Source organism: Calditrichota bacterium, from assembly GCA_020637445.1.
Taxonomy (GTDB): Bacteria; Electryoneota; RPQS01; order RPQS01; family RPQS01; genus JABWCQ01.
On the sequence record JACJVZ010000001.1, the window covers coordinates 729,265 to 751,018 of the forward strand.

The 21,754-nt window shown below is 51.7% G+C and carries 14 protein-coding genes, 2 tRNA genes and 2 rRNA genes; 8 read left to right on the forward strand and 10 right to left on the reverse strand.

Going from position 1 to position 21,754, the window contains the following annotated elements; translation table 11 throughout:
- Positions 1-30 precede the first annotated feature (30 nt).
- From H6507_02870 to H6507_02890, 5 genes are all read right to left on the reverse strand, one after another.
- Positions 31-1,611, reverse strand: coding sequence for a response regulator (locus H6507_02870; protein MCB9368045.1), 1,581 nt, complete (start codon positions 1,609-1,611; stop codon positions 31-33).
- 58 nt (positions 1,612-1,669) lie between these two features.
- Positions 1,670-2,752, reverse strand: a complete 1,083-nt coding sequence (locus H6507_02875) for a response regulator (protein ID MCB9368046.1) — start codon at positions 2,750-2,752, stop codon at positions 1,670-1,672.
- A 23-nt stretch (positions 2,753-2,775) separates the two neighbouring features.
- Positions 2,776-3,438, reverse strand: coding sequence for a hypothetical protein (locus tag H6507_02880; protein ID MCB9368047.1), 663 nt, complete (start codon positions 3,436-3,438; stop codon positions 2,776-2,778).
- A gap of 201 nt (positions 3,439-3,639) precedes the next feature.
- On the reverse strand, positions 3,640-5,124 hold the full coding sequence (locus H6507_02885; protein ID MCB9368048.1) for a DUF342 domain-containing protein: 1,485 nt from the start codon (positions 5,122-5,124) through the stop codon (positions 3,640-3,642).
- A 122-nt stretch (positions 5,125-5,246) separates the two neighbouring features.
- On the reverse strand, positions 5,247-5,651 hold the full coding sequence (locus H6507_02890; protein MCB9368049.1) for a hypothetical protein: 405 nt from the start codon (positions 5,649-5,651) through the stop codon (positions 5,247-5,249).
- Between the two features lie 146 nt (positions 5,652-5,797).
- Between H6507_02890 and H6507_02895 the strand changes: the two genes are divergently transcribed.
- The 3 genes from H6507_02895 to H6507_02905 all read left to right on the forward strand — a co-directional run bounded on the left by H6507_02895 (position 5,798) and on the right by H6507_02905 (position 9,646).
- Positions 5,798-7,012, forward strand: a complete 1,215-nt coding sequence (locus tag H6507_02895; GenBank protein ID MCB9368050.1) for a PDZ domain-containing protein — start codon at positions 5,798-5,800, stop codon at positions 7,010-7,012.
- 66 nt (positions 7,013-7,078) lie between these two features.
- Positions 7,079-7,510: an NUDIX hydrolase gene (locus H6507_02900; protein MCB9368051.1), complete on the forward strand. Its 432-nt coding sequence runs from the start codon at positions 7,079-7,081 to the stop codon at positions 7,508-7,510.
- A 105-nt stretch (positions 7,511-7,615) separates the two neighbouring features.
- Positions 7,616-9,646, forward strand: coding sequence for a CPBP family intramembrane metalloprotease (locus H6507_02905; protein ID MCB9368052.1), 2,031 nt, complete (start codon positions 7,616-7,618; stop codon positions 9,644-9,646).
- On the opposite strand, the gene H6507_02910 is transcribed toward H6507_02905, so the two are convergent.
- Complete coding sequence (locus H6507_02910) at positions 9,643-10,260, reverse strand: hypothetical protein (GenBank protein MCB9368053.1); 618 nt, start codon at positions 10,258-10,260, stop codon at positions 9,643-9,645. The genes H6507_02905 and H6507_02910 overlap by 4 nt on opposite strands.
- Positions 10,261-10,474: 214 nt before the next feature.
- Positions 10,475-11,683 carry an MFS transporter gene (locus tag H6507_02915; protein MCB9368054.1) on the reverse strand — a complete coding sequence of 403 codons (1,209 nt, stop codon included), beginning with the start codon at positions 11,681-11,683 and terminating at the stop codon, positions 10,475-10,477.
- Positions 11,684-11,718: 35 nt separating this feature from the next.
- Here H6507_02915 and H6507_02920 point away from each other — a divergent pair, with 35 nt between their 5' ends.
- On the forward strand, positions 11,719-12,681 hold the full coding sequence (locus H6507_02920) for a D-2-hydroxyacid dehydrogenase (GenBank protein MCB9368055.1): 963 nt from the start codon (positions 11,719-11,721) through the stop codon (positions 12,679-12,681).
- A 14-nt stretch (positions 12,682-12,695) separates the two neighbouring features.
- On the opposite strand, the gene H6507_02925 is transcribed toward H6507_02920, so the two are convergent.
- Genes H6507_02925 through H6507_02935 form a run of 3 tightly spaced genes read right to left on the reverse strand, consistent with a single transcriptional unit; the run spans position 12,696 to position 15,925 of the window.
- Positions 12,696-13,616, reverse strand: a complete 921-nt coding sequence (locus H6507_02925) for a cation transporter (GenBank protein ID MCB9368056.1) — start codon at positions 13,614-13,616, stop codon at positions 12,696-12,698.
- A 4-nt stretch (positions 13,617-13,620) separates the two neighbouring features.
- Complete coding sequence (locus H6507_02930) at positions 13,621-15,255, reverse strand: S8 family peptidase (protein ID MCB9368057.1); 1,635 nt, start codon at positions 15,253-15,255, stop codon at positions 13,621-13,623.
- 13 nt (positions 15,256-15,268) lie between these two features.
- Positions 15,269-15,925, reverse strand: a complete 657-nt coding sequence (locus tag H6507_02935) for a hypothetical protein (GenBank protein ID MCB9368058.1) — start codon at positions 15,923-15,925, stop codon at positions 15,269-15,271.
- A 581-nt stretch (positions 15,926-16,506) separates the two neighbouring features.
- On the opposite strand from H6507_02935, the gene H6507_02940 reads away from it, so the two are divergent.
- From H6507_02940 to H6507_02955, 4 genes are all read left to right on the forward strand, one after another.
- Positions 16,507-18,035 (forward strand): 16S ribosomal RNA (locus H6507_02940).
- 198 nt (positions 18,036-18,233) lie between these two features.
- Positions 18,234-18,310 (forward strand) — tRNA-Ile (locus H6507_02945).
- A gap of 28 nt (positions 18,311-18,338) precedes the next feature.
- A tRNA-Ala gene (locus H6507_02950) sits at positions 18,339-18,411 on the forward strand.
- Positions 18,412-18,744: 333 nt separating this feature from the next.
- A 23S ribosomal RNA gene (locus H6507_02955) occupies positions 18,745-21,658 on the forward strand.
- Together the 16S and 23S rRNA genes with 2 tRNA genes alongside form the textbook arrangement of a ribosomal RNA operon.
- Positions 21,659-21,754: the final 96 nt, after the last annotated feature.

Here is a 21,754-nt window from a genome sequence, read left to right on the forward strand (position 1 = left end):
CAGCGGGTTTTCAATTTTGATGGCGACTATTTATTCCTCTAAAGCTGCCAAGTCTTCTTCGGACGGCTGATTTTGCGCGATGGGCACAATCATTTTGAAAGTAGTCCCTTTTCCGGGTTCGCTGTCGAGATCGAACTTGCAACCATATGGACTAAGAAGTTTCTGCACGGTTGAGAGTCCAAGTCCCGTTCCCGTCGGTTCTCCATTTTCAGACTTGCCAACGGCCGGTTTGGTGGTGAAAAATGGTTGAAACACTTGTGCGAGATGGACGGGCGATATCCCCTTGCCGGAATCCTGTATTGAGATGATGATGTCATCATCCTCGCGATCTGTCTTGACTGTCAACCGCTTCACTTCCGAGTCGTACATTGCGTCAAGTGCGTTGCGGATAATGTTCATAAGCGACTGAGAAAAGTCGCTGTACCTGCCATAAATCGGCGGCATGTCCGGGGAGAAACTAAACTCTTTCTCAACGTTGTGCTTGAACTCCATGTCCGCCTCGAGAAAACGCAGCTCTTCCTGCAGGAGGATGTTCACATCAATATCCTGTTTGGCGCGTTCCTGTTCTTGGCGGCTCTTCCACATTAAGTTTCGAATAATGCCGTTGATTCGCTCAACCTGTGCAATAACACCGTCAATGTCCTCAATATCGGGATGCTTCATTTTGATGACTTGCGCGAGTCCGTAGATACCCATCAAAGGAGTATTGATGTTATGCGCGACTCCGCTTGCCAGCAGCCCGATATTCGCCAGACGCTGTTCACTCATTAACTCGAGTTCCATCAAGCTCGCTCGCTGACTGAGTTCCGAAATTTCGGACGAATCCCGTGCGACTATCTGCAGCAGCGTCTCGGCATCGGTGCGCAGCCTGCTTACGGTCGCCGACAATATATGGGTCACTCTTTCTCGATCGACAAGTACGAGATTCGGATGTCGCCAGACTTTGGAATCATGACTCTCTGTATTCAGGAATTCGTCAAGCTGATCATCGACGTAATCGCGAATTGAAGTGCCATGAATATCAAATGACCTAAGTCCAATCAACTTTGCTGCAGCACCGTTCAACTCGACAATCGCTCCGCTTTCCGGATTTAACAGTATCACGGCATCCACGGCGTTGTCAAACAAAGTTCTATAGCGCAATTCGCTAATGCGAAGCTGATCGGTACGCAAGTCGACTTTCGCTTCGAGCTGCCTGCGGTACTCTTCATTCTGCGCTTCAAGTTCATTCTTCTGCAATATCAATTCGTGCCGTTCAAGAGCTTTTTGTGATACACGGAGGATTTCGTCGCGACGAAGCGGCTTAAGCAAGTAGTCATAAGCTCCCGCCTGCATGGCATGGCGCATCGTTCCAATCGTCGGGTCGCCGGTGATCATGACGACTTGCGTGAGCGGGTATGATGAGCGCAGTTCTTGAAGAAACTGGCCGGAGTCACCTGGAAGGTGTACGTCACAGAGCACAACGGGCCACTTCATCGTGGCCATACTTTTGAGTGCATCTTCGGTCGTGTTCGCATGACGGACTTCCCAGCCCTCTTCCGCGAGAATACTCTCGGCTATTTCACAAATAATGGAATCGTCGTCGACGACGAGAATGCCTCGACTTTTCACTCCTTCTTTCAATGTCTCTCGATGCTTTTCAGTCACTCTAACCTAATCCTTGATTTTCCTATGCCGCGGCGTTTGTTGGCAGGGTTCGTTCGATAATCTGTCTCAGCTCTTCAATGCGGAACGGTTTTCCAAGAAATCCGTCCGCGTGGTACTCTCCTGCCGTCTTGCGGGCGTCTTCCACACCATAGCCCGTGACTAAGATTACAGGGAACTCCGGGTTCATCGACTTAATGGAGGTCATCAGCTCAATACCGTTCATATCCGGCATATGCACATCACTTACGACCAAGTCGATCTTTTCTGCAGTGTATTTCTCGAATGCTTCTTTGCCCCCAAACGCAGCAATCACATCGTATCCCAAAACCTCGAGAATCTTAGACAAGGTGTGCACCATAAACTGCTCGTCATCCACCACAAGAATCTTCTGGCGTCGCGCTTCTGCGGTCGGGACGGGAATCGCTTTAGCCCGAGGAATGTCTAAATCGAGCATGCGATAGTGCCCGATCGAGTACTCACGTGTGCTGGAAGGACTCGCAATTGTCGCAAGTTTCTGAATGACTGACTTTATCTTCGCGACCTCCTGAACAATAAAGTCTAAGGATTGCCGGACATCCGTCGCATCTGGGAGCCGTGTTAGCCTAATGTACTCCGCACTATTCAAAATAACATTAAGCGGAGTATTGATTTGATCATTTACGGTCACGGCAGTTTGTGCAATAGCCTTCATCTTCTCGCTGTCGAGTTCCTTGGCACGAAGCTCTGCCCGCATTTCCGCGCGTTCCAATCCAAGCCGGATGCGGTGGAGCAGCTCATTGTCATCGCAGGGCTTGATAACGTAGTCCGCAGCGCCTCGCCGAAGTGCATCCACGGCACCGCGCACAGAGGCAAAACCTGTCACCACGATGACAACGCAATCGGGATCGGCTGCCAGCGCCGCGTTCAATACGTCCATGCCGGTCACTCGCGGCATAAACAGATCAGTAAGAACGATTCTGTAATTCGAGGTCGCCAGTCTGTCAAGGGCTTCTTGGCCAGAAGTACACGCTTCCACCGAATAGCCAGCTCGGCTCAAGACTTCTTTGAAGCCAGAAAGAACCAGCGGGTCATCGTCCACAACAAGAATTTGAGTAAAATCAGTCATAAACCTCTATCCATTCACAACCATCATTCTGAATCGCATCCGTCTTTGAAACGAAGTTCAAGCTCATAAACACCACGGTCATCTTCGTATATCATCACACTTCCCCCGGCAGCCAACATAAACTCGCCAATTGCTCCAGCAAAACCAGCGACATCCGCAGTGCTACCAGCTTTGCAAACGGATTTCACTTCGCCCTCGCGAAGATTGGCGATCAGCCGCCAGACTCCGTCCTTATTTTCCAGAACCAGCTTCAGTAAGTGGTTTGGCGAATGGGCGACGGCCGCCCAACTAAGTAACATGAGTGGGATAGCTCCGCCATGCATCTTCAAAAACACAGGTGCAGAGGGCCATTTAAGGATTTGTGTCCGGATCTCGAAGGATCGGCTTTCGGCAAGCAAATCAGCACGCAGCTTTTCAGAAGAGACATTTGAAGGTGGCAGGAGCGCCGATTCTTTAACGGCTTGAACGCATCTAATGACCGTTGCCATGTGTTCAAACGCCACGTCCAAACCTCGGACTCTGTTCGAAGAGCTAAGCTCGCGACCGGCCGCTTCCTCTTGCCACAGCTTAAGAGCAGTTCTCGCCGCTTGAACGGGATTAGCCAGCTCATGCATTAAGACTTCAATCAAGGAGAAGGCTGGAGCTATGCGACTCATTGCCTTTGAGTTTTCGAGATTCGATGCCATTTCATTCGTATCTGGATACGCTACGAAAGGTAAGCTCGGAAAGCCGAAACTGCAACGTTCTTACTGGATCAGGTAGATTATGTTACGGATATGATATATTTACTACACTTCTCGGCGGATATGATATAGTAAGTACAGTAAGCCTAAATGTGGAGAGAAAAAGGAGCACGCCTGTTTTCAAAGCGTTTCGAGTGCAACTGACTAACGTGTTTCATTGTTCGTTGCCCGTAATTCGCTGGAGATGGATGCTATCTGGGCGCGAAGCATTGGGGCAAGCTCGAGAAGCGTCCTGAATTCCTGCACTTGAGGGTGCGAGTAGGGTCGAATTCCGTTCGATTTCTGCTGTCTGAGCCAGCGGAGGAGGTGTATTTGGACGGAATCTGAGCTGACTTGGTGGACTATTTCCGAGCCGAAGATTTCGTAGAGTCGGGTGATTTGGCGGCGCAAAGTGGCCAAGGCGTCCTCTCCTGCAGAACGCTGCTCTTGAAGGAGCTTCTCGCGGTTCACTCGGACGAGATCGTTGTTTGAAGCGACCGGCGCATATGCTTCTGCCGTTCCACCAATGAGGTGGTCGGCCAATATCTCGCGCGCAAAGATCGTACAATCGGTTGCTTCTTCGATGAGCTGAATCGCGAGCCCCGCCTGCAGAATCGTTCCCTTCATTTTGCCATGAATGCATGCGTGCATCCCCACGGCAATGTTTGACTCGCCGACTTCGCCTTGCACACGCAAACTCCCTGAAACTTGGATCTCGCAGCCGTCCCCGATATCACCAAAAACCACGCAATCGCCGTTTACAACCAGAGTGGTCTTGTCTTCGAGATTCCCATTCACCCAAAGCGACTCTTCCCATCGTTCATTTTGCGCTTTCTCGGACAGTACGCTGCGGATCTTGGCAATTTCGGCGACCAAGACGGTAGGAGTTTCACGAGGGGAGTCCTTTTGCCGCCTGTCATGGTAGTTTCGCTTGAGCACCAAGACGCCGGTGTCTCGCGATACCAGCTTTCGTCCAGTCGAACTAAGGGACACGCCGGGTCCCGCCTCAAGCCTTGTGGTGATGCCGCGGCGCGGCGACAGTTCCCTTCCCAATACGTTTTTCCCCGCGTGCACGCCGGACACGGGAATACTGAGTTCGGTTAATTCTTCGCCGCGTTCAACGACTCTAAGGCCCATCCACGCCGATGCGCTGGCCGGGTCACTCTGCGGAAACCACCTGTAGTAAAGTGTGGATGGAATGCCGACGTCGGGCATCTTTCCTTGAGCGACGACTTCTTCGTAAACTGGTGTCTGCTGGACGATGCAGTCCTCAATCAAGTCTCGCAGCCTCTGCCAGTCGACCGCCGAACTGTCAATACCTTCGGCTTTCAGCTTGTCTTCGACTGACTTGAAGGAGATTGCGTGTTCGTACTCGTCGTAAGGAAAGAGATCGACTGAGACTTGCATGTCCGAGATTATTGACCCGTCTGCCGCGGTCATCGGACGCAGCCGGACTCGCATCGCACCAGAGGGAAGATCCTGCTTCTCGATCTGCATCTCAACCAATATCCCGGCGGACGTAGTACGTTTCGAATACAGCCCAATGTACTCCAAACGAAAATCCGGCACGCCAAAACTATTAGCAAGCTGCGATTTGATCAGGCGAAGCTGCTCTGGAATCAACGTTGCCTTTTCCCGAGGGAAAAGCATCCGCACTTTCCAGAGGTTTTTGCCCATCGCAACGAGCCGGATTTTGGTGTCCGGATTCGCGGACTGAACTCTACTGAGGTCGGGATTGTCCATCCCGAGGACTTAGCGCAAATTTCGCTCCGTCAGGTTGACTCGACAAGCCGCAATCTATGGTAGCGCAAACTATTTTCCAGATCTCTTAGTTTTGCGAGTCTAAATGTTGAAATATTAAATAATTGAACTCCCGTTTCCGACGTGACGAGGGTGGCCCCGAGCACACACCACTCTTCAAGATGAATAGCCCTCTCGAGTGCCTCTTGAACGGACAAGGTTGTCTTCCCCCAGCGTTCTCCGAATTGAGGTTTCTTAAAGGCATCAACAAGGTTAAGTTTATGTAATTCAAGAATGTTAGAGTCAACCGGGCACGGAGCAATCTGAACGTCGCTGGATTCTGAAATGTCTTTTAGCTTCGTGCGCAAACTTTGATCAGGAATTCGGAGAAGGAGAAATTGATAAAAATCCAGCCGATTTTGCAACAAAATGTCCATTGGGATGCTCTTGATGTATGAACCAGTCCAGTATAGCAATTTGGCAGGGCCGTCGCAAGCGTTGCGGGGGAACTTCAGCCAAATCAAGGTCGTGTAATGAACGACGAGCGGGAATGGGGACAACGATTTTCAAAAGGAGAGTTGGAATGTCTACTCGCGCACTCAGTCTTTCGCTGATAGCCGCGCTCGTGGCTTTTTCCGTAGCATTTGCCGGTGAGAAGTCTGCGCCAACCAAGGCCCCCAATGTTGTTGTTTTAGCCAAGTCGTCAGCCAAAACAGAATCGGGTGCATTTCTCGGTATTGTACCGGAAGAAGTCACATCAGACGTGGCGTTGGACTATGGCGTTGCGGCTGGGCAAGGTGTTCTCGTGGAAGAAACCGTAAGCGGATCTCCCGCTGACGAGGCCGGAATCAGGACAAACGACGTCATCACGATGATGAATGGTGCTCGTTTGACCGGACCGTCTGAACTTCGCGTTCAGCTTGACAAATTTAAGGCAGGCGACAAGGTAACCATCAGCTACATGCGGGGCGGTAAAGAACGTTCTGCCGAAGTTACCCTTGCGGATCGTAAGGATGACGGAGTTTTCCAATGGTCGTGGAACGGTGATCTGCCGGATGTTCCGGATGTTGATCACATGAAGATTATGAAGGAATGGACGAACAAGGCCCACAGATCGGCGGCCTTTGCAGGTATCGTTACTCAAGAGCTTTCTGAGGGGCTTAAGAAGTACTTCAAAGTTGAAGGCGGCGCGTTGATATCTGAGGTAGTAGAAAACTCGCCGGCAGAAAAAGCGGGTCTTAAGGCGGGTGACGTAATCTTGAAAATTGGCACCGAATCTGTCGATGATCAAGGTGACGTGTCAGACGTTATTCGCGACCGGAAGCCCGACGAAACAGTGGATTTCCACGTCATGCGTGACGGCAAGACGATGGTTATTCCTGTTACGTTGACCAATCGCAAGGACTTTTACGGCGACGCTTCTGATGACGAAAACTACTTTGGCTTGGACGATACAGACGCCGCGGAAATCGAAGAAGAGATGGCCAAGCTGCAGGATGAACTTCGCGGGCTTGGCGTGGAGCTTGAGTCCCTTCCCGATGTCAACGTCGATATGAAGATTGACAGCGACCCGCCGAGAGTCTTCATTGGTTCTGGCGAAGCGCGGGCGATCAGCTCCGATCGGGATTGGTGGAACTGGAGTTTTCAGGAGCTGCGTGAGCGCGTCAAAGTTGGGGTCGAAGAGTTGAGAAAAGATCTCGAAATCTTGAAGTCCGAACTTAAGCAGTTGAAGTCAGAATTGAAGAGCAGCATGTCTTTCTGGCGGGACATGACTTTAGATGTCACATCGCAGGCTTAGAAATGCGAATAGAAACTCGAAGAGCCCGGATAATCTCCGGGCTCTTTTGCTGTCAGGAGTAACTCAATGAATGACTCGGTACTTTGTCCGAATTGCGGTGCGGCAGTTGCCACTTATCGGAATCCACTGCCTACGGCTGACATCGTCGCCATCAGAAACAATGAAGTTCTACTCATCCGGCGCCGCAATCCGCCGGAAGGGTGGGCGCTTCCGGGGGGATTTGTCGAGTACGGAGAAACAGCGGAGGCGGCCGCAATCCGAGAGCTTAGGGAGGAAACAGGGCTTCTGGCGACCAACTTGCGGCTGGTCGGAGTCTACTCCGACCCTAATCGAGACCGAAGATTTCACACCTTCGGCGTTGCCTATGCGGCTGACACTTCAGGAGAAATCGTGCCTGGCGACGACGCAAGCGAGGCCCGGTGGTTTCCCTTGGAACAACTTCCGAAGCCAATTGCTTTTGATCACCGTCTAATCATAGCGGACGCGATTGGTCGATAGCCCGCAAAAGACTCCAAAAGCACGCGGCGGACGGTTGCTCATGACCGTCCGCTTTGCGTATATTACAAATTAACTCCCGAAAATTGGATTCGACGAGAAGTCTACATGTCCCGTATCCAGACAGTCTTTCTAAAAGAGCTCCGCGACCTCTATCGTGACCGCCGTACGTTGATGGTAACGGTGGTTTTGCCGCTCCTCATGTATCCGATCATCTTTCTTGCTATTCTGCAAATTACTCTTTTGCAGGCCGGAAAGCTCAAGGAACAGGTAGGAGTTGTGGCCCTCCTCACACCAGAATCGTTGCCCGGAGACTTTTTTCCGGCTGATTCTTCTTCCCAGCTACTTGAGCTCGCAGATTCCACGGAGTGGAAAGAGAAGCTAAAGAGTGGGGAGGTTGACGCGGCTCTAAGCCTGTCTTCGGGATTTGCCGATAGCCTGTTGGCAGGAAATGCGGCGAATATCACGATTCACTACTTAAGTAGCAAGGATTTTTCAGATCAAGTCCGGCGCAGGTTGGAGAAGTTGGCGGACAGATACCAGAACAAGATTGTCGACACTCGGCTTGAGTCAATTGGAATCGACACGTCGTTCATTCATCCTGTTGCCTTCGAATCCGTAGACGAGGCCTCGCAGCAGGAACAGGCCGGGTCAGCGATGGGGCGGTTTCTCGGATATTTGCTGATTCTTACGACGTTGTCGGGAGCCTTTTATGCCGCGATAGATCTGACTGCCGGAGAAAAGGAACGCGGAACACTCGAGACGCTGTTAGTGAGTCCTGCGTCACGGAAAGAACTCGTTTACGGGAAGTTTTTTGCTACACTCGTAGCGGCAATGATCACCGCGGTGTTGAACCTGTTGAGCATGGGATTCACGACACTCTATGCCGTCCGGATGCTGGACAGCTCCGAAATGGCAGGGATGTCCATTTCATTTTCGTCGCTGGTATTGGTGCTTCTCACATTGATTCCACTTGCCGTCCTGTTTGCAGGAGTGACGCTCGCATTGGCCGTCACGGCGCGCAACTACAAAGAGGGCCAAGGGCTGCTCACACCACTTATGATGATGAGCATTTTGCCTGCGATGGTCTCGATGGTTCCCGGAATCGAGTTGACACCCTTGCTCGCCGTAATACCGATAGCAAATGTATCGCTCCTCGTGCGTGCGCTGCTTTCCGGCAATACCCCCTGGCTTGAAATGGCAATTACTTTGGTTAGCACAGCAGCACTGGCAGTGCTTGCACTGCGTTGGGTGACAATTCAGTTTAATCGGGAAAGTGTGCTGTTCCGGCACGCCGAAGATGTGAAATGGTCGCCTTTCACAAAACCAATTCGAGAGTCTGGCAAAGTTCTGACGCCTGCTGCAGTCGCGGTGCTCAGTGCCGTCGCCGTGATTGTGGTTGGCGGCGCGGGGACATTTGCCAAGCCGGAAACGCCGTTCCAAGGTATCTTGATCGTGCAGGCGGCATTGGCGGGGCTTGCAGCGCTGTGGGTTTATCGAGGAGGGTATGATCCTGTTCCCGCGTTTGGTTGGCGCCGTCCTGCTTTCCTGAGTTACCCTGGCGTCCTGCTGACGGTTGCGGGAGGATGGATATTAACGATTGAGTTGGCTACCCTCCAGCATCAGTTCTTTCCATTTCCGGAAGACCTGATCAAGCAGTTCTCCGATCTGTTTTCCGGGCTTGAGAATATTCCAGTGTGGCAGGCAGTTCTATTGATAGCCGTTTTGCCGGCGGTGGTTGAGGAACATCTTTGCCGCGGCTTGATGTTGCGCGGGCTTCAAAGGCCTATGGGAATGTGGCCGGCAATAATCGCCGTCGCATTGATTTTTGCTTTTTTGCACTTGAATCCGTACCGGCTTTTGCCGACATTTTCCCTGGGCATCTTGCTCGGTTATATCGCAGTGCGTACGAATTCGATATTTCCTGCAATATTCGGCCATTTCTTGAACAATGCGGCCAGTGCCTTAGTCTTTAGATACGCCGATTGGTTTGATTCGCTGGGCTGGATGAGTGAGGATTCGGCGATGTGGGTTCCGTGGCCGTGGCTGCTTGTTGGAGTCGCACTCATGTTCTCTGGCTTGGTTTTGATTCCAAAAGCCAAGTCACATGAAATCGAGACCTCACCGGCAGGAAGTTAGTCAAGGAAGTCGTCGCGGAGTTCTGTCAAGTCAATCCCGTATTGCTTGATTTTTAGTTGAACGTTGCGCCTTGCCATGTCAATCGCGCGAGCAGTGCGGCTGACGTTTCCTCGATAGCGTTTCAGGACGCGTTTCAGGAACTCCTCTTCGAACTTAGCACGCGCAGTGCGAAACAATATCGAATACTCCGCTTTGGGGAGCCAGATCGTGGGTAATCCTGTTCGTTGTGAAGAGCGAGACGCGGGGTCAGTTTGAGCATTGGCCTCAACCAACGCTTCGAGATCCGCTGCTTGCGGAGTTTGCGGCAGTACTGTGATACCGGTCGATGAGAGTGCCGCTTCGAGACTGCTTTGCTTCGAGGGTGTAGAGAAATAGACCGGTACTGTCGGCCTGTGAAGTGCGCGAACACGCAGGAGTTCCCGGCTGGCTGCTTGAGTAGCGCTGGATAAGATGAGAATCGAAGTAATTTGTTCTTTTTGCAAGATTGCTGATGCGCGGTTCCCATCGTCGGTTGCCTCAACATTAAGTCCTCGAGTCCTAAGTACGGAGGCATATGCTTCCCGCTCAGGATCATTGCCCGCCAGCAGAATCACTCTTTGTCCTTTTTCGCTCATGTCGTCTTCCTTGATTTGTGGTTGACGAACATGAATACAAGGGATGTGCCTGCACAGTGCGGACAGACGTGTATCTGCAACACGTTGCAACAATTGGGCTTGAAGTCGAGCGACGAGACAAGGTGTGCAATCCAAGTCGCAATATAATCGATTACAATCGATTATTGTCAACAACTTGTCAATCTTGAACGGGCAGTGCGAAACCTTCTTCGCACTATCTCAAGTCACGCAATCCGCGAAATGCAAACGCAATCGTCCCGACAATTGCTGCGGCCGATCCCATTCCAATGTATACCTGTCCAGGTGTGAAGACCTCCAGCAAGACCCCCGCAAGACCTGACGAGATGGCCGTCAAGCCCACAACGGTCAAATGCACCAAACTGAAGACACGGCCCTGCAGCTCGTGAGGAACCTCAGTCTGAACGATGGATGTACGAGGGATAAGTATGAACGGGATTCCAATGCTGTGCAGAAACCACCAGACACCCGTGCTCCACAATGTGTGCGTGAAGTAGAACGGTATAAAAGTCACCCCGTCATACACCAACGCCCATAGCAAAGTCTTACCTCGCGGAAGCATGTTTCCGAATCGGTGCATGAAGAGGCTGCCCACGATAATTCCGAGCGCGAAACAGCTTTGGAGAATTGCGTAAGCGTCTGCTCCGAGTCCCAGATGAATGCGCACGTAGATTGGCGCGCCGACGATTGCCAATCCCATGATGAAGAGATTATCTACAGCTGTTACCCACAACAGAGGGAATATGAATGAACTTCTTCTGGCGAAGCGCAGTCCTTCAGCAACCATCTGCAGCGGAGTGGCGATATCAACCTCTCGTTGAACGGTGTTTTGCCGAACCAACAGTATCAAGAGAAACGAGAGTAAATAGGTTGCGGCATCTGCCGTAAACAACCCCGCAAGTCCGACGATAGGAAGAATTAGCGCGGCGAGCAGCGGTCCAAGAAAATAGGCGAAGCCCAAACTGCTCTGCAGCACGGACGTCGCTTGCATGAGCTGGGCTTTTGGCACAAGCTGCGGGAGAATCGCATCGCGGGCCGGATTAAAAAAGACTGTGCACAGCGAAATAGCAAAGGCAAGAAGATAGAGGTTTGTACCGGAGACCAAGTGTGCAAAAGTTAACGCGGCGATGCTCCCCACGAGAACTGCTCTAATTGCATCGCTCCAAAGCATGACACTCTTGCGCGATACGCGATCCACCCAAGCTCCGGCAAAAACTCCAAGCAGGATGGAGGGGAGATAGCGCGCGACACCGAGCAAACCGGTTGCCGTCGATGAACCGGTCAAATCGTAGATTAGCCACAGAATGGCGATATCGTGCAGCGAGTCTCCAATAAGAGATATGTTCGCCGCCGCCCAAAGTGACCGGACACCTTTGGGAACTAACCGGTCAATTACCGCCAACATCTAGCATAGTGTTTAGTGACCAAAATTCTACAAGTGTGAAAATCGTATCCTTTGCCTCACAGAATCCAGAGCGTCAGTCCGAACTGAGCGGTGCGCTGCATGCAATTGACGCTGGCATCGAACTCAAGTTTGCCGCCAATGAACAAGAAGCCTGCGAACTTGTCGAAGATGCGGACGTGCTTCTGGTGCATAAGTTTACAGAAAATCTTTTTCTTGCTGCCAAGAGACTGCGTTGGGTGCAGATTACAGGTGCAGGCGTCGAACGCAGTCTGTTCAAGGATTTTGTCGACAGCGAGATTACTCTCACAAATAGCAGGGGATTGCATGCGCGTCCAATGGCCGAGTGGACGCTCGCCGCGCTGCTCTATTGGGCGCAAGATTTCGCCAGTGCCGACAAATGGCGGCACGATCATGAATGGAAGCCTCGTAAGAAGGTCATGACGGAAAACCGCGTGATGCTTGAAGGGCTTAATGTACTGATAGTTGGATTCGGGGAAGTCGGAAGGGGCATTGCGGAGCTCTTAAAATCCTTCGGAATGTTCGTGGAGGGAGTTGCCACACATGCTCGGGAAGAAATCGTAAGCGTTTACGCGATGGAGCAGCTTGAAGAGCGGCTGCAGGAAGCGGACGTCGTGGTCTTAACTTTGCCACTCACTCCAACGACACGCGGGCTGTTTAACCGCCGGATTTTTCCTTTACTGAAGCCGGGAAGCGTGCTCGTTAACGTGGGGCGCGGCGCTCTAATCGATGAGACGGATTTGATAGCCGCTCTGAAAGCAGGAAAACCGGCCTTTGCAATTCTTGACGTATTTACAGAGGAACCTTTGCCGCCGGACTCAAAGTTGTATGACGTTCCCAATATTTTCATGACGCCGCACGTTTCCGGAAACTTTCCGGACTACACCAAACGATATCATGAGATTTTTGCCGAGAATGTCGCGCGCTTTCGAGACGGACTTCCACTGAGATTCGTAGTTGACAAAAAGCGCGGTTACTAAACCGCGCTTTTTGCTTAGCTCGTTCGGTCAAGCCCGATGTCTTCCCAAGAAGCAGGATCGTCCAGAGATTCGAGATGCGTCAACACGGTCAAATTGGGAACAGCCTCGCGCAATTCAGATTCTATTTGTTCCAAGAGTTCGTGACCGTGTTGAACGGTCCACTCGCCGGGTACAAGGATATGAACCGAAACAAATCTGCGTGCTCCGGCTTGCCTGCTGCGCAGCGCATGATAGGTGACGTGTTCCCGCCTATGACTGTCAAGAATTTCGCTGACTCGTTGAAGTTCTTCGGTGGGAATCGTCGTGTCCATCAGTCCAAGCAATGATTCTTTGACGATTGCAAACCCTTCACGAAGAATGTTTGCCGCAACCACAAAGGCGATGATCGGGTCGAGGATGTGAACCTTGCTGATCGCGACTATGCCAACTGAAACGATAACTCCCAAAGATGTCCATACGTCGGTCATCAAATGCCGGGCATTGGCATCGAGTGTAACGGATCCGTATTTTTTCCCTGCACGTCGAATAACGAGAGCTGCAACATAATTAATGGCCGTTGCCACAAAGGTAACGAATAGCCCGATGCCCGCCATTTCGATGGGTTGTGGATCAAGAAGGCGTTTTGCCGCGGAGTAGCAGATGCTCGCAGCCGCAATAATGATCATGGTGCCTTCCGCACCGCTGGCAAAATACTCTACTTTGCCGTGACCAAAAGCATGCTCTTCATCGGGGGGACGGGCAGCCAAAGTCAGCATAGCCAGGGCGATGACGGCGCCTGCGAGATTGACAAATGACTCCATCGCATCGGAGAGGATTCCGACGGAACCTGTCATCCAGTAGGCCGTGAGCTTCAAGGCAATCGTCAACACGGCCGCCGCAGCGGATAGCCACGCATATTTTCGGAGCGAATGTCTCGATGTAGAGTAAGGAGTCAAGAAACTACTTCAGTATTACCAAGGGAACAGTTGTAGATTCACGAGAACCGGTAAAGGAGAGGAAATAACTCCCGCTTGCGAATCCGTCTACCGGAACGGAAAGTTCCGATGTGCCAACCCCGAACTCATCGTTTTTCAAAGTCGCTACCCGTCTTCCGAGTACGTCAAATAACGCAAGCTGTCCTTTTTGAGCCTTGTTCAGAGTCAGCCTAACCGTTACAACGCCGTTAACCGGATTGGGAAATGCTGACATGTCCAACATGGCCGGAATGTCATTTCGCGGATTTACCGCCGAGAAAACATAGTCTGCGGCAGCTTCCGCATTGGCAATTCCATGGCCGAGCAAATTGTCTGGCATATCGGCTTGTGACCCTGTTGCAAGGATTGCGGCGCGCACTTGCTGCGCAGTCCAATCAGGATTTGCTTCCATAACCAGCGCACAAACGCCTGCGACAATCGGAGTGGCCAGAGAAGTACCCGACAGTCTCCAGTACGCATCGTTTGCAAATATTGCCGCGCACCAAGTTGCCGAGGACTGTGCACATATGTCAGGTTTCATTCTGCCGTCGGCGGTAGGTCCAGGAGATGAGGCTTCCCAATAAACCTCCAACGAATCAACACCGCCGACTGCAAGTATACTATCCGCATCCGCGGGCGAAATTACAGTTCCCCAATCGGATCTGCCTTCATTCCCTTCGGCTGTAACAACCAATATCCCGCGCCGCTGGGCTTCAACTACAGCTCGTGCCACAACCGTCGTGCGGCCGTCCATTTGATCCTGCGTATACCAATCAATATATCCGAGACTCGACGAAGTTATGTCCGCGCCGGCACTGTCGGCCCATTCTAAGCCAGCGACATAATAATCTTCTTCGACCTCGGTTTCAGTAGGGACGTATTCGGTCTTCGCAAGCATCCACGTAGCTCCGTATGCAGGGCCGATGATGTTGTTGCTGTCTAGCCCGGCCGCTGCAGAAAGCACCGCGGTTCCATGCAAGTGTTGATCGGCAGAATCTTGTCCTGCTTCATTGTGTACTATGGAATCTCCAAAAATAAAATCGCGCATCGCCAGATAGTTCAAATTGACCAGCGACTCATGCTCCGTCATGAATCCCGTGTCAAGCATGCAAAGTAGAACGCCTTGACCGGAAAGTCCGCGGGCATGCAGCTCGGGAATTCTGCACATTTCGTTTTGGTGATAGCTGTTGCCGTACTCGACGCTGTCCAATGCGGACGGATTGGTTCTAAGCGGAAGTTCCATACTCAATCGCGCAGAAAAATTTCGAATGTTTTTTACGAAGCCAAGCGCACGGATACTCGCGAGCTGGGTTTCGTTTGCTTCGACGCTTACCGCGTTCAACCACTTGCTTATGACTCTGACTTTAGCGCCCGTTCGTCGAATATGGTCAATATAGACTTGGCTTACTTGTATGTCGCCGAAGCTCGAAAGCGGGACAAGGTTTTTCTGCCTGCGCAAAATTGAGCGATCCGACACCTGCGCCATCGCATAGTCGAGCGAGGGCTGTTCTTGACCCGGAACAATGTTTTTGTCTTTAAAAAAGACCCAGCAACGGGTGTTCGCATTCGATACGGAAGCCGCAAGCATCAATAGTGTGATAAGAAATACCTTTCGAAACATCTATCGTACCCTTCTATATGCGATATGAGAATCCAAGACTCCACTGAGTAGGAGCCTTGCCTTCTGTAGGAAATGCCCAGCCAAATTGCAGAAGCGTCCCGCCTTCGATCAAACCGGCCGCTCCGCCGAAGGAAATTCTATGAATGTCACTCCACTCATAGCCGCCGCGAATCATGCCATAGTTGCCGAGGATGTATTCCATTCCAAGGTGTGACGCTGCATAGGAATATTTGATCCCGCCAATGAGATCGCCGTCCCACTGATATCCCAAATTGAATTTGCCGTTGTCTGATTTCAGAGCTGCTCCCCATTGCGCGGTTTTAGGAACAACCGATGTGCCGCCAAATGCGTGTGTGACGTTCACTCCGAAATTCAAATTACTGCCCGCCGTAAGGATTCCCATATCAATCGAGTTGCTCCACTTGGCATCGAGCGTGTCGTTGTTGCGCGGAATCTCATTGATCATGCGCAGCGTCGCGCCCATGGCCAGTCGCGACATCGGCTGCCAAATAGAAGAGAAGTAGGGAACATAATATTTCCACGGAGCGGGACGAAACTGTCCGTCAACATAGACTCCCGTAGCCAATCGCGCACCCTCTTCTGAAGCAGGGTTTGCATAGGCTACCAGCAGCCGGTCGCTGGCGTCGCCAGTAAGGGTGCCGTAGCTCATGTCGGATCCTATGCTGCGGAGGTCATATATGGTCGCGGGATTGAACAGCGGGCTCGTCGGGTCGGCAGGGAGGGCCACCATTGCACCAGACAAGCCAACGGCTCTCGGTGCCAGAAGGGGGGAGAGGATTTGGCCGAAGGAAGCCAATACGCAGCAAAGTAAGGCAAGAATAAGTGGCATAGACCTGAATTTACGGTACTTTCGGCAGACAGGCAACGTCAGGATGTTGGAAACTCGAGCAATTTCTTGCCTCCGAAAATAGTGTTGACCCGAGGTCACGCCTCTCTAACAAAATACAAAAGATATATAAAACAATATGTTATGCAATTTAGGAGCTCAACTCGTTGCAAAAAACGCACTTGACAGACAATCTGGAGCTGCTTATATTAGGGCCTGCTTCAAATTACGGTAGATAATGCACGCCGGGTGATGCCCGGCGTTCTGCACCCCGTAAGGGCACCAAGAAGCAACCAAATGATCTTTGACAATGGGAAATGTGCGATTCTGACAGGTTCCGCCCAGAATTTTGTCAGAAAGGCCCTGAACAATTATTGGACAAATTCACTTGTAATAAATTTACAACGGAGAGTTTGATCCTGGCTCAGGACGAACGCTGGCGGCGTGCTTAACACATGCAAGTCGAACGAAGTAGCAATACTTAGTGGCGAACGGGTGCGTAACACGTGACTAACTTGCCCTAGACTGTGGAATAACGGAGGGAAACTTCCGCTAATACCGCATGTTGAGCTTTGGTGGCATCACCGGGGCTTGAAAGATTTATCGGTCTAGGATAGGGTCGCGGCCTATTAGCTTGTTGGTAGGGTAATGGCCTACCAAGGCAACGATGGGTAGCTGGTCTGAGAGGATGATCAGCCACACTGGGACTGAGATACGGCCCAGACTCCTACGGGAGGCAGCAGTGAGGAATATTGCGCAATGGGCGAAAGCCTGACGCAGCAACGCCGCGTGAAGGATGAAGGTGCTCTGCATTGTAAACTTCTGTAGGGAGGGAAGAATGACCTGCTATTGGCGGGTTTGACGGTACCTCCAAAGTAAGCACCGGCTAATTCCGTGCCAGCAGCCGCGGTAATACGGAAGGTGCAAGCGTTGTCCGGATTGACTGGGTGTAAAGGGCGCGTAGGCGGAGAGGTGTGTCGGGAGTGAAATCGTGCGGCTTAACCGTACAATTGCTTTCGAAACTACCTCCCTTGAGTACAGAAGGGGTTGATGGAATACCTGGTGTAGCGGTGGAATGCGTAGATATCAGGTAGAACACCGGAGGCGAAGGCGGTCAACTGGTCTGTAACTGACGCTGAGGCGCGAAAGTGTGGGGAGCAAACAGGATTAGATACCCTGGTAGTCCACACCGTAAACGATGATCACTAGTCGTCGGAGGATTCGACCCCTTCGGTGACGACGCTAACGCATTAAGTGATCCACCTGGGGAGTACGCTCGCAAGGGTGAAACTCAAAGGAATTGACGGGAGCCCGCACAAGCGGTGGAGCATGTGGTTTAATTCGATGCAACGCGAAGAACCTTACCTGGGCTCGAAGTGTAGTGTAAACTCATGAAAGTGAGGTATTCCTTCGGGAAGCGCTACATAGGTGCTGCATGGCTGTCGTCAGCTCGTGTCGTGAGATGTTGGGTTAAGTCCCGCAACGAGCGCAACCCTTGTCCTTAGTTGCCATCAGGTAAAGCTGGGAACTCTAAGGAGACTGCCGGCGTTAAGTCGGAGGAAGGTGGGGATGACGTCAAGTCCTCATGGCCCTTACGTCCAGGGCTACACACGTGCTACAATGGCCGGTACAAAACGTCGCAAAACCGCGAGGTCTAGCTAATCGTAAAAAACCGGTCTCAGTTCGGATTGTTCTCTGCAACTCGAGAACATGAAGTTGGAATCGCTAGTAAACGCGAATCAGCAGGTCGCGTTGAATACGTTCCCGGGCTTTGTACACACCGCCCGTCACACCATGGGAGTCGGTAGGACCCGACGGCCCCGCGCCAACCGCAAGGAGGTAAGGGTCTAAGGTAAGCCCGATGACTGGGGTGAAGTCGTAACAAGGTAACCGTATCGGAAGGTGCGGTTGGATCACCTCCTTTCTAAGGAGAATCCTTTGTGCAGTCATTGACTTGCACAGGATATGGTCGAAGGCTTTTATGACTCTGGGACGGAACCTCTCAGATCGCACATTTCCCATTGTATAGTTTTAAGTAGACGGACAAAGCAGCTCTCGTATAGCTGCACCTTGGTCGGCAACGAGGCCGATCAAGGTTGTCTTCCGTCGTACTGCTATGAGTCGTATGTTCGGGCCTGTAGCTCAGTTGGTTAGAGCGCACGGCTGATAACCGTGAGGTCACAAGTTCAACTCTTGTCAGGCCCACCAATGTGCGGGCTTGACGAGGACCGATCTTGGGGCGTTAGCTCAGCTGGGAGAGCGCCGGCTTTGCAAGCCGGAGGTCATCGGTTCGATCCCGATACGCTCCACAAAAAGCGCGTGGAGCGGCTTTCGTTTGTTCTTTATTCTTTTTACATAAATCTTCGTCGCGATCAGAACTCCTGCCGAGTTATCCAGATCGCTAGAACGAAGGGCCGAAGTAAAATTCGGTACACATTCCTCCGGTGGATAATGAAGCCGGTGTGTTTCTACCCTGCGCAAGGGTAGTCTTAAGATCTTTGACAATTGGAAGGAAAAAATGCAACTTCGTTTGAAGTTCATTTTCTCGAGCATAATAAAAACCGAGGATAGCAATTCAAAGAATCGGAAGTTTTGGGTAGCGGTTGACCTTCAACGGCAATCACAAGCTTCAAAAGGATTTTTTTGATCAAGCTACTAAGGGCGTTAGGTGGATGCCTTGGCACAAGAAGGCGATGAAGGACGTGGTAAGCTGCGATAAGCGTCGGAGAGGAGCAAACATCCATAGACCCGGCGATGTCCGAATGGGGAAACCCGATCAGGGTCATGCCTGATCACCAATGAGTGAACGCAGGGAACTGAAACATCTAAGTACCTGCTGGAAAAGAAATCAACCGAGATTTTCAAAGTAGCGGCGAGCGAAATGGAAAGAGCCTAAACCCGCGTTGTGTGAAAGCGTTGCAGCGTTGCAGCGTGGGGGTTATGGGACTCGACAGGATTGTGCAACCAATCTGAGTGAGTTACAAAGCTGATAGATAGTCGAACTGTCTGGGAAGTCAGAGCGCAGAGGGTGAAACTCCCGTAGGCGAAATTTATCAGTCTCACGTCGATGTTCCCGAGTAGGGCGGGGCACGTGGAACCCTGCTTGAATTTGGGTGGACCATCATCCAAGGCTAAATACTCTCTTGTGACCGATAGTGAACCAGTACCGTGAGGGAAAGGTGAAAAGCACCCCGGGAGGGGAGTGAAATAGTACCTGAAACCTAGCGCTTACAAGCTGTAGGAGCCCGAAAGGGTGACTGCGTACCTTTTGCATAATGGTCTGGCGAGTTACTCGTCACTGGCAAGGTTAAGTGTTTCAGACACGGAGCCGCAGCGAAAGCGAGTCTTAATAGGGCGAAGAGTCAGTGGCGGTAGACGCGAAGCCGAGTGAGCTACGCATGGCCAGGATGAAGTTTCAGTAACATGAAATGGAGGTCCGAACTAATTGGGGTTGAAAACCCACTGGATGAGCTGTGCGTAGGGGTGAAAGGCCAAACAAACTCGGAGATAGCTCGTACTCCCCGAAATATATTGAGGTATAGCCTCAGGGGATGAGTGCTGGAGGTAGAGCACTGGAAGGGTTAGGGCCGTCACCACGGTACCGTCCCCTACCAAACTCCGAATGCCAGTTACTTTACCCTGGGAGTCAGCCTACGTGGGATAAGCTGTGTGGACGAGAGGGGAAGAACCCAGACCGCCAATTAAGGCCCCCAAGTGATACCTAAGTGATTAAAGAGGTGGGTCCGCAAAAACAACCAGGATGTTGGCTTAGAGGCAGCCACCATTTAAAGAGTGCGTAATAGCTCACTGGTCGAGTAGATCTGCGCTGAAAATCCACGGGACTCAAGGTATCCGCCGAAATTGCGGAATCGTTTTACGATTGGTAGGGGAGCATTCCAGTTGCCGACGAAGCGGAAATGTGAATTTCCGTGGAGGTCCTGGAAGAGATTATGCCAGAATGAGTAGTGAGAAAACAGGTGAGAAACCTGTTCACCGTAAGCCCAAGGGTTCCTGGGTAAAGTTAATCTTCCCAGGGTTAGCCGGTCCCTAAGACGAAGCCGAACGGCGTAGTCGATGGAAACCATGTCAATATTCATGGGCCGCCAAAAGTTCGTTTGTACGATGGAGTGACGCAGGAGTGAAAGGACAGCCAGGTGATGGATATCCTGGTTCAAGGTCGTAGGTTGGTCAGTAGGAAAATCCGCTGGCTAAGACCGAAAGCCGAATACGAGGGCTTAGCCCACAAAGTGTCCCTAATCAAGCTGCCAGGAAAAACTTCTAAGGAGAATTGAGGCGACCGTACCCGAAACCGACTCAGGTGGGCGAGGAGAGTATCCTCAGGTGCTCGAGAGAACCAAGGTAAAGGAACTCGGCCAACTAACTCCGTAACTTCGGAAGAAGGAGTGCCCGAGCAATCGGGCCGCAGTGAAGAGGCCCAGGCGACTGTTTACCAAAAACACAGGGCTCTGCGAAGTCGTAAGACGACGTATAGGGCCTGACACCTGCCCGGTGCTGGAAGGTTAAGGGGATCTGTCATGACGCAAGTCGGCAGCAGTGAACCGAAGCCCCAGTAAACGGCGGCCGTAACTATAACGGTCCTAAGGTAGCGAAATTCCTTGTCGGGTAAGTTCCGACCTGCACGAATGGTGTAACGATCTGGGCGCTGTCTCTACCTTGGACTCGACGAAATTGCAATCTCAGTGAAGATACTGGGTTCCCGCGGCAGGACGGAAAGACCCCGTGGACCTTTACTATACCCTGACACTGACATTTAGCTTCTGATGTGTAGGATAGGTGGGAGGCTTTGAAGCTGGCGCGCTAGCGTCGGTGGAGCCAACGTTGAAATACCACCCTTTAGCTGTTGAATGTCTAACCTAGGATAACCAGAGACACTGTCAGGCGGGTAGTTTGACTGGGGCGGTCGCCTCCCAAAATGTAACGGAGGCGCCCAAAGGTTCCCTCAGCACGGTCGGCAATCGTGCAAAGAGTGCAAAGGCATAAGGGAGCTTGACTGCAAGACTTACAAGTCAAGCAGGTAGGAAACTAGGGCTTAGTGATCCGGCGGTAGTGAATGGAAATGCCGTCGCTCATCGGACAAAAGGTACCCCGGGGATAACAGGCTTATCGCCGCCAAGAGTTCACATCGACGCGGCGGTTTGGCACCTCGATGTCGGCTCGTCACATCCTGGGGCTGGAGAAGGTCCCAAGGGTTTGGCTGTTCGCCAATTAAAGTGGCACGCGAGCTGGGTTCAGAACGTCGTGAGACAGTTCGGTCCCTATCCGCCGTGGGCGTAGGAATCTTGAGGAGTGCTGTGCTTAGTACGAGAGGACCGGCATGGACGAACCTCTGGTGTACCAGTTGTGGCGCCAGCTGCAGCGCTGGGTAGCTATGTTCGGATCGGATAAACGCTGAAAGCATCTAAGTGTGAAACCGACTCCAAGATTAGGATTCCCTGAAGACCCCTTGAAGATGACAAGGTTGATAGGCTACAGGTGTAAGCGCAGTAATGTGTTCAGCCGAGTAGTACTAATAGGTCGTTCGGCTTGATCAATATTTTTGCCTTCGGAAGCCAACCGCTTCCCGAAGCTTTCGCTGAGAATTGCTTCCTCGGGGCTCGAGATTATGAGTCTTCGAAGTTGCCGCAAACGCGG